The organism is Eikenella halliae, assembly GCF_001648475.1.
GTDB classification, from domain to species: domain Bacteria; phylum Pseudomonadota; class Gammaproteobacteria; order Burkholderiales; family Neisseriaceae; genus Eikenella; species Eikenella halliae.
In genome coordinates, this window is record NZ_LXSQ01000020.1 from 64,680 (window position 1) to 78,592 (window position 13,913).

Consider the following 13,913-nt stretch of genomic DNA (forward strand, 5'->3'; position numbering starts at 1 on the left):
CAAACGGTTTTCAGGTAGCCTTCAAATAGCCGGCGGGGAAATACCTGCCTTGTTCATTTTTCATTACAAAACGCGCCTACGCTATATAGCGGTACATTCGTCATCCACTCCTGCTCCCGATAATCAGCCATGGAAAAACGTATCGCCTGTTCGGGTTTGAACTGCTCGGCGTACACCTTCAAACTTTTCGCTTTCAAATTTTCTTCCGCCTTCACTTCAATCGGCATCACGCCTTGCCCGCGCTGCAGCACGAAATCCACTTCCGCCGTGCCTTTTTCGCTGGCCCAGTAGAAAATGGGATTATCTTGCGAAGCAATGAGTTGCTGCAAAACGTATTGCTCGGTGAGCGCGCCTTTGAATTCGGTGAAAATGCGGTTGCCTTCCAGCAGGGTACCCGCATCCAGCCCGCTTTGCGCGGCGAGCAGCCCCACGTCTAAGCCGTAGAGTTTGAAGGCGTTGTCTTGGTAGGCGGTGAGGGGGAGGTGCGGCTTTTTGATGCGCGGCACGATGTGTACCAGCCCGCTGTCTTTGAGCCATTGCAGGGCGGTTTCGTAGTCTTTGCTGCGGGCGCCTTTTTGCAGGTGGGCATAGATGAATTTTTTGTTTTCTTTGGCAAGCTGCTCGGGGATGGCATGCCATAAGGTACGCACGCGCTGCACGGTGTGGCCGTCGGCAATGTGTTTGGAGAAATCCTGTCCGTAGGCTGTGAGCAGGTTTCGCTGGATTTGGCGCACTTCGCTGAAATTTTGCGTGTCAATAAAGGTTTGTACCGCTTCCGGCATGCCGCCGACAAAATAATATTGGCGCAGCAGCTCGATATAGCGGCTTTTCATGGCGGCAATCAGCGGCCAATCGCACATTTCCAAGAGCTGCACCAAATCCTGCTGCCCAAGCGCGGTGAGGAATTCATGAAAATCCATCGGATAAAGCGGTAGGAAATCCACCTTGCCGACGGGAAAGGAAACCTGATGGTGCAGGGAGATGCCCAAGAGCGAGCCTGCCGCTGCGATATGGAGCTGCGGCGCGTTTTCGTAGAAATATTTGAGCGATGCCAAGGCCTGCGGCACTTCTTGAATTTCGTCAAAAATCAGCAGGGTGTTTTCGGCTTGAATATCCACGCCGCTTTCGATTTTCAGGCCGAGCAGCAGGCGGCTGATGTCGTAATCGCCTGAAAACAGGGTTTGCATACGCGGGTTGTGGTCGAAATTGATGTAGGCGGTTTGGGCGAAACAGGTTTCGCCGAAATGCTTCATCGCCCATGTTTTGCCCACCTGCCTTGCCCCTTGGATAATCAGGGGTTTGCGGTTGGGCTTGTGTTGCCACTTTTTTAAGGCTTGGATGATTCTGCGCTGCATAGGGAGTCCTAATGGCCGGTTTTTTGGGCATTATACAGACGGGAATACATTTTTCCTAATGAAAAATAGAGGATGACTACATTTTTTCAAATGAAAAAATGATGAAGAAATACATTTTTCTAATGGAAAATTTGGCTGCATTAGGCTGCACGGATAAAGGAGGGCAGGTTTTCAACCTGCCCCCTGCGGAATTTCAGGTAGCTTTTATCCTACGGCGGAAAAGGCTACCTGAAAATTTATAATGGTATCGAATGAAGGATGGAAATGCCTGTGCTGCGGGTGTTGCCCATAGGTTTTCAGGTAGCCTCCACCCTGCGGCAAAGGCTACCTGAAAAATGCTAGCACACCGCCGCCAGCTCGGTTTTCTCAATCTCTTCCACCCAGAAATCCGCGCCCATACCTTGCTCGGCGAACGAGCCGATGAGCGTGAACACTTGGTCGGAGAAGCCCCCGATGTTCAAGATGTCATGGCGGTTTTGCGCCTGTGCGGTGGTGTAGGGCTGGATGTCCAGGCAGACGAGTTTGGCTTCGGGGCAGCGTTGTTTCAGGATGTCCCATTCTTTCATCAGGCTGGTTTTGCCGCCCCATTGTCCGCGGTCTGCCCAGCTTTCGTTGTCAGACACGATGACGACCAAATCCACATCGGCTTTTTCGCGGTTCAACATGGCGAGCGGTGCGCTGCATGCCGTTCCGCCGCCGCCGATATTGGCGAGTTTTTGGGCGTTGGTCATGATGCTGTCGCGCGGGTTGAGCTGTACGTTTACCGTGATTTGTTCAAACGGTATCACGCGGGCTTTCGGATTGGTGCGCAACATGGCGGCGGACACGAGCGCGGCGATGTCGATACAGCGGGTTCTGCTGGTCGCGCTGCCGCGATAGCCGGTGGACGGGCTGTGCATGGAGCCGGAGACGTCCGGGCAAACCACGACTTTGCCTCGGATGGCCGGTACGTTTTGTACGGCGGTTTCCATCGCATCTTGCAGGGCTTCGCGGATTTCAAACGGCATCTGTTCGGATGTTGCCTGATACGCGGTCAGCAATTGGTAAGGCAAGACGCGGGCGCGGCGGATGGCGGCTTTGTCGCGCAGTTTTTCTGTCACCATTTTGATGTTTTTGCTTTTTGCAAACACATCGTGGCGCAGGAATGTGTTCAGGTTTTGGCGAACCTGCTGCCATGAGCCGTTGCGGGCGATTTGCGCCCAGTCGCCGCTGTTCAATTCCAACGCAGTGAGCATTTGGAACGGAACGTCGGGCAATGCGCCTTGGCGGCTTTGTTTGTAGTCTTCAAAAGCGCGGGTGATAGGCGGCAATGCTTCGCGGTCGTACGGTTTGCCGATGAGCCACGCAAACCATGCGGCGCGCCATGCTTCACGCGGTTTGGGATGCACCATTTTGACCACGTCCGCTAGCGACGGCGAATTGCCGACGGCGGCGTTCAACAGTTGTTTTTCGGTGGCGGTCAAAAGCCAGGTCTGCATCAGTTTTTTCGGACGGTTGCCGAAGGATTTTCTGCCGACCGCGCCACTTCGGATGATTTGCGCGAAGTTGCGCAACATTTTACCGTTGTCCGCTACTTGGTCGAATACGCGGGCAAGCATGTTCACGTCTTTTTGCGCCAACACGGCAAGCAACAGCGCGGGCATGTCTTTCATGAAGCCTTTTTGACGGGCGTACACGGCGGTTTTGGCGATAAACTCGGCATCCAGATTTTTTGCCAATTCCAATACTTGCTCAAGCTGGTCTTGCGCGTCGGCGTAGTAAGTGCTGTTCAGGCAGCCGGTGGCGGCAAGCTGGGCGAGCTGTTGTTTGGGTGTCAGCGTGTAGGCGATGCCGCCTGCTTCGTTGCGGGTGTCGGCAGCGGTCAAACGGGTTTTAATGGATTGGAACAAGGTGGTGTTAGCCATTTTTCATTTCCTTTCGTGTTGTTGGTTTTAGGTGGTCTGACGCTTTAGCTTCACAAAAGCAGCGTTTTCAGACGGCCTCGAATGGGTGGCAGCGCAGCGGCTAATATTTGAAGGGATACGTTTTTTTAACGTGGAAGGTTAATGTAATCCCTTCAGGCATCCGCCTGTTGCCGTAAAAAGGGGGTACGGCGGGCAGCTAGGTGTTGGAGAAATTCTCTTCCGATGCTCTACCCCTGAGCTATCCTGCCATAGAAGTTTGTTGGCGGCAGGGCGGGACTCGAACCCGCGGCCTTCGGACGTGGAATGTAATTCCTCCGGCATCTGCTTGCCGTACCGGAAAAGGGGTGGGCGGCTAGGCTGTGGCAGGATTCCTGCTTCGTATTATTAGTACGACGATTGTTTATCCAATGTAATCCTGCCGGCATCCACCCGTAAAACTTGCAAATATTGGTTTTGGCTTCGCAGAGGCTTCGCTTTCTTCGGACACTTCGTTTTAGCTCCGCAGAAACTCAGCCTCTTTCAGGAACTTCGTTTTAACTTCATTGAAGCCGCGCTTTCAGATGGCCTTTCGCTTTCAATCATGCAGCGGACACAGGCTTGGCGCACATAGGCCTTGCGGCCGTCTGAAAGCCTCAAAACAAGCATGTTCCCATAGCCGAACAGAAACTCCGCTTCTTTGCCCTGCGCCGTGCCGAGTATTTCGGCTTGGCTGAAGGCGCGGCCGTCTGAAAGCATGATGTCGTAACGGCAGCCTTCCTTTATTAAACTGCATTCCGCTTCGGGAAAAGTCCGCTCCCGCCAAGCCTGCTCGCGTTTGCGACTGCGGCTGTTTTGGAAGGACAGATAAATCATGGTCGAAAAAACGATGACGCCGATGATTTGCCAAGTGTTCATAACAAACATCCTGTTTCAGGCTACCTGAAAATATTTATTAAGGGGCGGCATGGCAAACAACGAGTTTTTTTGGAAACGCCTCACCGCTCTACCCAACTGAGCTACCCGTTTGGAGCGGGGCAGGACTCGAACCTGCGACCAATGTAGTTTCGAAGGCATTTGTTTTTCCATGCCGCGAAAAAAGGTGGGCGGCTAGATTGGCAGGATTTCGCCGTTTCCGGCGGCGGGAATCGAACCCGCTGTTTCCAGACAATGTAATCCTGCCGGCATCCGCCCGTAGGGGGCACTTCGGCAACTAGAGGTGGAGAAATTGTTACGCGCTCTATCCTCTGAGCTACTCTGCCATCGTTGGCGGCAGAGGCGGGATTCGAACCCGCGACCTCGAGCTTAGTAGGCTGTAATTCCTCCGGCATTTGCCTGGGTGCTTGAGAGTTATATTGCAATAGCCGTGCCAAGCATGGGAAGAATAGAGGAAATTGTTTATAATCTGCTGAAAACAAAAAGAAGATATTTTCAGGTAGCCTTTTGCTGCGAAAGGCGTAGAATGCCGGAAAATAGATTTTAAGATACTAATATAGAAGATAAGATATACGGAGGAAACGCGATGCGATTCGACGATTTGGACAAACGCCTGCGGCAATACGAAACCGCTTACGATTTCTGCGTGCCGCAGGAAAACTTCATCGTAGTGCGCTTGGACGGGCGCGGCTTTACGCGGTTGACCAAGGAGGTTTGGCAGTTTGAAGCCCCGTTCGACATCCGCTTCCGCGACCTGATGGCGCACACCGTCCGCCATCTGATGCAGTGCGGCTTCAATGTGGCGTACGGCTATTCCGAAAGCGACGAAATTTCGCTGCTGCTTCGCCGCGACGACGATACGTTCAAACGCAAAACGCGCAAAATCATTTCAATATTGGCGGGCGAAGCCAGCGCCGCCTTTTCGGTGGCGCACGGGCAGCCCGCCGCTTTTGATGCGCGGGTTTGCGTTTTGCCGAACGAAAGGCTGGTAGTTGATTATTTCCGTTGGCGGCATGAAGACGCGCACCGCAACGCGCTCAACGCCCACTGCTATTGGATGCTGCGCAAAAAAGGCAAAAGCGTATCCCGCGCCACCAGACTGATCAGCGGGCTGGCGCGCTGTCAAAAACACGATTTGCTGTTTGAAAACGGCATCAATTTCGACGAACTGCCCGCATGGCAGAAACGCGGCTTCGGCGTGTATTTTCAAACGGCCTTGAAGGAAGGCTTCAACCCGCAAACCGGCGAAACCGTGCAGGCCGAACGCCAAATCCCACATACGGATTTTGAACTGCCTTTGGGCGACGATTACAGCGCGTTTGTATCGGAGCGGATAAAGTGAACAAAAAAAATGTCGCCGTCAGTTTTCTCGGTACGGTGTTGGACAGCGGTTTCGGTCAAGGGCGTTGGCAGAAGTGGCGGCCGAATGTCGCCATGAATCAGCAGCAGGATTTCCATCTTGACCGCATGGAACTGTTTTACTCGGAGAAATACCGCGAATTGGCGGATCATGTAAAAGCCGACATCCAAGACGTGTCGCCGCATACCGCCGTCAATCTCGTGCCTATGGAGCTGGAAAACCCGTGGGATTTTTCCGAAGTCTATACCAAGCTGCACGATTGGGCGGCCGCCTACCCCTTCGACACCGAAGCCGAAACCTATCTCACCCACATCACCACGGGTACGCACGTCGCGCAAATCTGCCTGTTTTTATTGGTGGAATCGCGTCAAATCCCCGGCGTGTTGTTGCAGACTGCGCCGCCGAAAAACCAAAGGCGCAGCATGGGGAAAGGCGATGTCGGCGGTTATGAAATCATCGATTTGGATTTGGCGCGTTACGACGTGCTGGCCGAACGCCTTGCCGCCGTGCGCGATGATGCGGTGCGCTATCTGAAAAGCGGCATCCCCACACAAAACGCCGCTTTCAACCGCATGATTGCCGAAATCGAACAAGTCGCGCTGCATTCCCCGTCGCCGATTCTGCTCTCCGGCCCTACCGGTGCGGGCAAATCGATGCTGGCGCGCAGGATTTTCGAATTGAAAAAAGCGCGCCACCTGATTAAAGGCGAGTTTGTCGATGTGAACTGCGCCACCTTGCGCGGCGACGGCGCGGCTTCCGCCTTGTTCGGCCACAAAAAAGGCGCGTTTACCGGCGCGGCGGAAAAGCGCGAAGGCTACCTGAAAACCGCTGACGGCGGCGTGTTGTTTTTGGACGAAATCGGCGAATTGGGCTTGGACGAGCAGGCCATGTTGCTCAAAGCTATTGAAGAAAAACATTTTTATCCCGTCGGCAGCGACAAGGAAGTGCACAGCAGCTTCCAGCTTATCGCCGGTACCAACCGCGACCTGCGGCGGGAAATCCGCGCCGGACACTTCCGCGAAGACCTGTTCGCCCGCATCAATATCTGGAACTATCCGCTGCCCGCGCTTGCCGACCGCCGCGAAGACATCGAGCCGAACATCGAACACCAGCTCGCACTCGCTTCGCAGGAACTCGGCCGCGCTACCCGTTTCAATAAAGAAGCCCTGTCTGCCTACCTTGCCTTCGCCCATTCAAACGAAGCCCGATGGCGCGGCAATTTCCGCGACCTGGCCGCCAGCATCATGCGCCTTGCCACGCTTGCCCCGCAGGGCAGGATACAAACGGAATTGGTCGAAGCGGAAATCGGCCGTCTGAAATGGCTGTGGGCGGACGAAACGGATGCGGACGATGCGGAAGACCCTTTTTCAGACGGCCTGCCCGCCAAAATCGATGCCGAAACCCTCGACCTGTTCGACCGCGTCCAACTGCAACACGTCATCGCCGAATGCCGCCGCCACCCCAACATGGCCGCTGCCGGCCGTGCCTTGTTTAACGTATCGCGGCTGGAACGCGTCACCGCCAACGACAGCGACCGCCTGCGCAAATACCTGCAACGCTTCGGGCTGACTTGGGCGGATATTATGGAGGCTACCTGAAAAACGGCCGGGTAGGTTTGGCCGGACTGTTTGCCGCATAAGAAAGGCTACCTGAAAATTTTCAGGTAGCCTTTCCGCAGTCAGCCAGGCTTATTGCCACTTAAAGTTTTGATCGCAGAAGGGCAGGAACAGTAGTTTGGTGGCACCGACTTGGATGATGTCGTTGCGTTTCAGGGTAGGCTCGCCGCGGATGGTGCTGCCGTTGAGCATGGCGAGGTTGCGGCTGCTGCCACGCTCGATGAAGAATTCGTTGGCATGGTGGTCGTAGACAACAACGGCATGGGCTTCGTGGCTGACGGTGTTGTCGCTTTGCGCGCCGAAATCGAGGCAGACTTCCAGGTCGGCATTGCGGCCGATTCGGTTTTCGCCCTGTATCAGCCGGAAATCGGTGCCGCGCCCTTGACCTTCGGTGATAATCAGCCAGCCGACCACGGGGAATTCGCACATACCTTTGGCGCGGGCTTCGGCATCGGGTTGGTTGCTTACACCGAGGATATGGGTTTTTAGGGCGGGATCGCTGTCTACCGCAGGGGCGGGATTGTCGAGCATTTGGGTTTTGGCGCTTTGGGCGGCCAATTGGTGCGAATCGGCGGCGAGCATCTGGGTACGCTCTTCTAGTGCGGCCGGGATGGCGGCGGTATGGGGGCTGCCGGAGGAGGCAGATTCGCCGCAGTAGGGGCAGCCGGACTGTACGGCGGAGTCGTAGTAGTGTTTGCCGGCGGCGCAGAGGGTCATTGCCATGGCGTGCTCCTTTTATGATTGGGTGAGTTGGTAGGCAATATCGCGGTTGGCCAGATAGATGGTTTGGCCGGGGCGCAGGGTGGTGCGGCTGATGCGCTGCTCCAGGCTATCTACGAAGGTGCCGTTGGTGGATTGCAGGTCTTCCAGCACAACGTTACCGGTCGCGTCCACGCTGATACGGCAGTGGCTGCCGGAAACTTGTTGGCGGTTGATCACTACGTCGTTGCCGCTGTTGCGACCGATACGGACGGTTTGTCCGGGGTAAAGTGCGATGGCGGGCAGGCCTGCGCCGAGCGGTTGCAGGGTGGCGGCGATACGCGCTTGGGCGGCTTGCGGCGAGCCCATGCTGAAGCGGGCAATGTTTTCGTCGGCAGTCAGCTGCAATACGTCGCCGGCATTCAAAACGGCACAGGTGACTTTGCTGCCGTTGACATAGGTGCCGTTGGTGCTGCCCAAGTCTTCCACCTGTACTTGGCGGCCGTCGAACAGCAGTTGTGCGTGGCGGGCGGATACCTGCGCTTGGTTGATAATGACGGAGGCGGGCGCGCTGCGGCCGATAATCACGGGTTTGCCTGCTTGTAAGACGATATTGCCGCCGCCGCAGAGTGCGGTGAGGGTAACGCTACCTGAAGCACCGGCTTGAGCCGCCTGTGCCTGCTGAGCGCCGACAATACGGCGGATCAGCTGGGAGTTGATTGGCGGATTGGAGCCGTCTTTCACTTGTTTTTTCAAACGCAGTAAATACACACCACCACCTGCGGCCAGCAATATCAGCAAGCCCATGCCGCTGTAAAGCAGGGTGAGTTGGCGGTTGGTGCTGGCGGTGGCACTGTCTACACATTCGTTTTTGATTTGAGTAAATTTGACGTTGTGGTTTTGCAGAATCGGTACAAGTTCCGAGTTGGAGACGGCAATAACGGTGTTGACCTGCTCCTTGTGCGCCCCTTCGTTGGTGCCGACCACCTGGCCGCAGCGGTTTACCAGCGGGCCGCCGCTGTTGCCGCCGCTAATAGGGGCATGGTGTTCCCAGTAGCTGCGGTTGTCGTAGTTTTTGAATTCACGTTTGAGTGTGCCTTCGGCAATTACCGGCTGGATGTAGGCATCGGGATCGCCGAAACCGAGGCCGGAAGTAATATCATCGGAAGCACCGGGGAACCCGATAGAAAACACCGGCAGGGTGGGTTGGAGGAATTTTTCGGCAGCCAGCGGCAGCGGCTTGCCGGTAAGGCCATGCACTTGCAGCAGGCTGAGGTCTTTGGCGCTATCGCTGAAAATCGGCTGGGTGGAAATCAGCTCCAGACGGGGGGCAAGGGTACGCACCACGAACACTTCCGGCTTGCCCAGTTGTGCCATTTCGCCCACATCGGCGTTGGCAACGTGGTCATTGGTTACGATATGACCTTCTGCCGACACTAAATAGCCTGAACCGTGACCGGCAAAGAGGTAGATTTGGCCGTTTTGTTTGAAGAAGGTGAGGATCTGCCTATTTTGCGTGGCAATACGCACATAGCCCTTATCGTTGATTTCCGAGAGCATCTGTGGGCTGACCAGTTGCGAGGCGGTTTGCGCCGGCAGCGGTACGCCTATCCACAGGCGATATACTGATTTCGCTGCGTCTAAAACATCAGGTTGGTTGGCACCGGCTTGCCAGGGCAGCATCAAGAGAACCAGCAACAGAAGTTTTCGCCAAAAGTGTTTCATGAAGATTCCTTTTTTGATTGTGCGGATGGTGTCAGCGGGTTTGCGGTGCAGAGGAGTCGCGCGGTGTCAGTGGCGGTATAGGCAGTAGCGGTACTGATGCGGCAGGCGGACTTTTGGGGTGGGATGCCGCCGCAGGCGGCTCGGATACAGAGGAAGGGAAAGCCGGTTTGTGCGGTTCGGATGAAGCTGGTAGGGAGGCTGCGGGTGATGAGGCCATCATTGGCGCGGATGCGGCGGGAATATCCTCGTTTGGCGGCATGGGTAGGGCTGTACGATCGGATGTAAACCACCAGGTGCCGACCAAGAGTGCACCTAGGATAAAGCCAATAATGAGCCCTTTGATGGGGAATCCTGGGGCAGGCGGTGCAGATGGAGGGCTACCTGAAATTCGGGTAGTAGGTACGGATTCGTTGGCGGGCAGGGATTGCGTAGGCAGGCTGCGTACCTGGGTGGCAGATGCAGCTTGTTCGGCAGATGCTTGCACCAAAATCAGCGAGGTGTTGTCTTGATGTGGATGTTGTTTGGCCTGTACCACGGCCAGAAGGGCGTTTACTTTGTCTTCAAGGCTGGCAGAAGCTGCGGCAAGGGTTTGCCCGATTTCTTCATCGCTTAAGGTTTGCACGCCGTCGCTGGCCAAAAGCAGCAATTCGTCGGGGGCGAGTGTGCCGGAAGCGCAATCGATATGGGCGATGTCTTTGCCCATCACGGCGCTGGTTACGGCATGACGGGCGGGATGGCGTTCGGCGGCTTCGCTGCTGATTTCTCCGGCGGCAACCATGCGCTTGAGGTCTTCGGCAAAAGCGTGGTTGGCATTGATGCGGCGCAGGCTGCCTTGGTTGTAGGAATAGAGCGGACTGTCGCCGACGCTGATGTAGCTGTAGCGGTTGTCGGTTTCGTCTACAACCACGGCGATAACGGTGGTACCCATGCCTTCGAGTTCCGGCTGTCGGCGCAGGGTATCGGCCAAGGCTTGGTTGGCCTGCTGCAGGGCTTGGCGCAAATCCTGCTCGGCTTCGTGCAGGCCATGTTGCTGAAAATGGCCCAAAAAGGCAGCCACCACGGTTTTGCCGGCAATCTGCCCGCCGTGTTGCCCACCCATGCCGTCGGCCAGCACATAGAGTTTGTGCTGGGGCGAAAGCACCAGGTTGCCCAGTGCATCTTGCTGCTCTTCGCGTTGGCCGATGTGCTGGCCTTGGTAGAAATTAATCTGCATAAGTGCTGCTCCTTAATGGCTGCCTAATGCTGCAGTGGTGCGGCAGGCTACCTGAAAACTGCGTGGCAGAGGGGAGTCCGGCTTACTGACAGTCGCTGCCGGATACCGAACCATCAACAAGGTGTTTGCCGCTTTTGTCGTAGAAGGCAATGATAAGGGTGCCGTTATGCTGGGTAAGCCATGGGCTGACATTGGGATCGGCACAGGCGGTTTTGGCCATAGCTGGGCCGATAGCACTCTGTAACTCATTGAGCTGGCTGCTGTTGAGGTCGCCGAGGCGCAGCTTCGTCATGGTAATCTGCATAATCAGTGCGTTGCTGCTTTCGGCATAGACGGTTTTGTCCCAACGTACACCGTCAGCGATCATCTGCGGCAGCTGTTTGTTCATCTCATCAATATACGCTGCCGAAATACCGGTGCCGTTATTATCGCCGCTATTATCGCCACCGTTTTCGGCGGGCTGTTCAGGTTGGGTTTGTCCGGCCGGAGGCAGTACTACCGGCGCATTGGTGGCAGCCGAAGCGGCGGGCGGGGTGACAGGTTCGTTATTTTCATCACTGTTGTGCATCAGGAGGAAGGCGGAGACAATCAATGCTGCCAATACGGCTGCGCCAATACCGCCCCACAACAGCCATTTCGGCTTGCGGCCGGATGCGGCCAGAGCAGTCTTGTGTTGTTTGGATAGTACTTTCCCGTGCACAGCTGTTTGTGCCGGGTAAGAGGCTTGGGTGGTATTGCCAGCTTCAGGGAGAGAGGCCGCCTGAGATGGAATTTCTGCCAGCCCAAGCAGTGCCTGCTGCATATCCATAGCATTTTGGAAACGGTTTTCGGCACGCACATTGAGAGCATAGTCGACAGCGGCAAGGAAGTGATGGCTGTAGCGGCCTTCATAGCGGCTGCCGGCCAGCTTGGGCTGAGTATCTTCGCCAGCGATACGGGCGGGGGCTTCTTCAATCAGCTGGTGGGTAATAGATTGGTAGATACAGGCACCGAGACTGTATAAATCCAGGGCGGGCATGAAAACATCACGCGAGTGGTATTGTTCGATGGGGGCGAATGGGGGGGTGAGGATTTGGGTGAGCGGCCGGCTTTTTTGGCCAACAGCCTGTCGGGCGGCACCGAAATCGATTAATACCGGGGTTTGGTTTTCGGTGATGAAAATATTTTCCGGCTTGATGTCGCGGTGCAGCAGTTGGCGCTCGTGAATATATTTCAGGCCTTCGAGCAAAGGAATAAAAATACCGGACAGCTCGTTTTCACTCGGATTGGGATGTTCTTTAATCCATTGATGAAGGGTGATACCGCGCAGATAGGGCATTACAAAATAAGCAGTGCCGTTGGCCTCGAACAGGTCGGTTACCTTGACTACGTTGGGGTGGTTTAAACCGTAGAGCAGCTTGGCCTCGTTGAAAAAGCCGTTTAAGCCCCAGTTGAAAATTTCCTGGTCGCTACTGCTTTTGGCTTGAACGGTCAGCCCTTGAACACGCACACCGCTGTCGGGCAGGTATTCTTTGATAACATGCTGCGAGCCGAAATGGATATGTTCGGCCAAATAGGTGATGCCGAATGCGCCAGAGCCGAGCACTTTGAGAACGATGTAAGTGTGAAGCTGGCTGCCTGCAACCAGCGCATCTGCCCGTTGGACGTTTTGCTGCGTCATAAACACTATCCTTTACCAAAACCTGCAAATAATCCACATTAGCCAGCATTATATAAATAAAGATTGAAACAAGGCAATTTCCGCTTTTTGCATATTGTTTGTAGGGGTTTGCTTCGGCCATTATCGGCAAAAGACTACCTGAAAATACAGCTCAAGCATCACATAGTAGGGTTTCTGCAGAGCTGAATTTTTCAGGTAGCCTTTGCTTTCTCTAAATACTTGGCCGGGCGGAATATTCGCGCACGGCATCCACCAGTGCCTGTACGTTTTCCGGGTCGGTGTGTTGGCTGATGCCGTGGCCGAGGTTGAAGATGTGGCCGCTGCCTTCGCCGTAGCTGTGCAAAATACGGCGCACTTCGGCGCGGACGGATTCAGGCGTGCCGAACAGGGCGGCGGGGTCGAAGTTGCCCTGCAGCGCCACTTGGCTGCCCACGCGCTGCCTTGCCTGGCCGAGGTTTACCGTCCAATCCAGGCCAAGCGCGTCGGCGCCGCTTTCGGCCATCAGTTCGAGCCATTGGCCGCCGCCTTTGGTAAACAGGATAACGGGCACGCGGCGGCCTTCGTGTTCGCGGGTGAGGCCGCCGATGATTTGGCGCATATAGGCCAGGCTGAACGCGGGGAAAGCGGCGTCGGAAAGCAGGCCGCCCCAGGTATCGAAAATCTGCACGGCTTGGGCGCCTGCGGCGATTTGTTCGTTCAGATAGGCGGTTACGGCTTGGGCGGTGATGTTGAGGATGCGGTGCAGCAGCTCGGGGCGGCGGTAGAGCAGGGTTTTGATTTGGCGGAATTCTTTGCTGCCGCCGCCTTCCACCATATAGCAGGCGAGGGTGAAGGGGCTGCCGGCAAAGCCGATCAGCGGCACGCGGCCGTTCAGCGCGCGGCGGATGGAGGAAACGGCGTCGAACACATAGCGCAGTTTGGCCATATCGGGCACTTGCAGCGCGGCAATGTCGGCTTCGCTTTGCAGCGGGCAGGCAAACTTGGGGCCTTCGCCTTCGGCAAAATAGAGGCCCAAGCCCATGGCGTCGGGCACGGTGAGGATGTCGGAAAAGAGGATGGCGGCGTCGAGGCCGAAGCGGTCGATGGGCTGGAGGGTTACTTCAGTCGCCAGTTCGGTGTTTTTGCACAAATCCAAAAAGCCGCCTGCACGGGCGCGTACGGCGCGGTATTCGGGCAGGTAGCGCCCGGCCTGGCGCATGAGCCACACGGGGGTGTGGGAAACGGGCTGTTTGGCGAGGGCGCGCAGGAAGGTGTCGTTTTGCAGGGTGGTCATGGTGGGGTTTGTGTGGTGTGGATGGGAGGCGAATCATAGCACAGGCGGGGCGGGGAATTGGGGCCACCTGAAAACCAGCTATCGGTTTTCAGGTAGCCTTTTACCGTGCACAGGTTTGCTGGATGTGGATTGGGGATCAAATCCGGCATTTTCAGCCTTTGTGTTGGGTTGCGCCTGTAGCTAAGCCAACTTGAGT

At 55.8% G+C, this 13,913-nt stretch carries 10 protein-coding genes; 2 read left to right on the top strand and 8 right to left on the bottom strand.

Annotation, left to right across the window (positions count from 1 at the left end):
• Window positions 1-53: 53 nt before the first annotated feature.
• The 3 genes from A7Q00_RS08085 to A7Q00_RS08095 all read right to left on the bottom strand — a co-directional run bounded on the left by A7Q00_RS08085 (window position 54) and on the right by A7Q00_RS08095 (window position 4,153).
• Complete coding sequence (locus A7Q00_RS08085) at window positions 54-1,355, bottom strand: ATP-binding protein (RefSeq protein ID WP_064090056.1); 1,302 nt, start codon at window positions 1,353-1,355, stop codon at window positions 54-56.
• Window positions 1,356-1,693: 338 nt separating this feature from the next.
• A complete protein-coding gene (locus A7Q00_RS08090; protein ID WP_064090057.1) occupies window positions 1,694-3,259 on the bottom strand; it encodes a TROVE domain-containing protein in 1,566 nt (521 codons plus the stop codon).
• Between the two features lie 519 nt (window positions 3,260-3,778).
• Window positions 3,779-4,153: a hypothetical protein gene (locus A7Q00_RS08095; RefSeq protein ID WP_064090168.1), complete on the bottom strand. Its 375-nt coding sequence runs from the start codon at window positions 4,151-4,153 to the stop codon at window positions 3,779-3,781.
• Between the two features lie 604 nt (window positions 4,154-4,757).
• On the opposite strand from A7Q00_RS08095, the gene A7Q00_RS08100 reads away from it, so the two are divergent.
• Window positions 4,758-5,513, top strand: a complete 756-nt coding sequence (locus tag A7Q00_RS08100) for a tRNA(His) guanylyltransferase Thg1 family protein (RefSeq protein ID WP_064090058.1) — start codon at window positions 4,758-4,760, stop codon at window positions 5,511-5,513.
• The gene (gene rtcR, locus A7Q00_RS08105) at window positions 5,510-7,129 is read left to right on the top strand and encodes an RNA repair transcriptional activator RtcR (protein WP_064090059.1); all 1,620 of its coding nucleotides are present in this window, start codon (window positions 5,510-5,512) and stop codon (window positions 7,127-7,129) included. The genes A7Q00_RS08100 and rtcR overlap by 4 nt, the downstream gene beginning before the upstream one ends.
• Window positions 7,130-7,219: 90 nt before the next feature.
• Here rtcR and A7Q00_RS08110 read toward each other — a convergent pair whose 3' ends face one another.
• The 5 genes from A7Q00_RS08110 to hemE form a co-directional block, all read right to left on the bottom strand.
• Window positions 7,220-7,870 (bottom strand): FHA domain-containing protein, encoded by a 651-nt coding sequence (locus A7Q00_RS08110; protein WP_064090060.1) that lies wholly within the window; start codon window positions 7,868-7,870, stop codon window positions 7,220-7,222.
• Window positions 7,871-7,882: 12 nt separating this feature from the next.
• Window positions 7,883-9,571, bottom strand: a complete 1,689-nt coding sequence (locus A7Q00_RS08115; protein ID WP_064090061.1) for an FHA domain-containing protein — start codon at window positions 9,569-9,571, stop codon at window positions 7,883-7,885.
• A 31-nt stretch (window positions 9,572-9,602) separates the two neighbouring features.
• Window positions 9,603-10,784, bottom strand: a complete 1,182-nt coding sequence (locus tag A7Q00_RS08120) for a PP2C family protein-serine/threonine phosphatase (RefSeq protein WP_064090062.1) — start codon at window positions 10,782-10,784, stop codon at window positions 9,603-9,605.
• Between the two features lie 82 nt (window positions 10,785-10,866).
• A complete protein-coding gene (locus A7Q00_RS08125; RefSeq protein ID WP_064090063.1) occupies window positions 10,867-12,444 on the bottom strand; it encodes a serine/threonine protein kinase in 1,578 nt (525 codons plus the stop codon).
• A gap of 211 nt (window positions 12,445-12,655) precedes the next feature.
• On the bottom strand, window positions 12,656-13,717 hold the full coding sequence (gene hemE, locus A7Q00_RS08130; protein ID WP_064090064.1) for a uroporphyrinogen decarboxylase: 1,062 nt from the start codon (window positions 13,715-13,717) through the stop codon (window positions 12,656-12,658).
• Window positions 13,718-13,913: the final 196 nt, after the last annotated feature.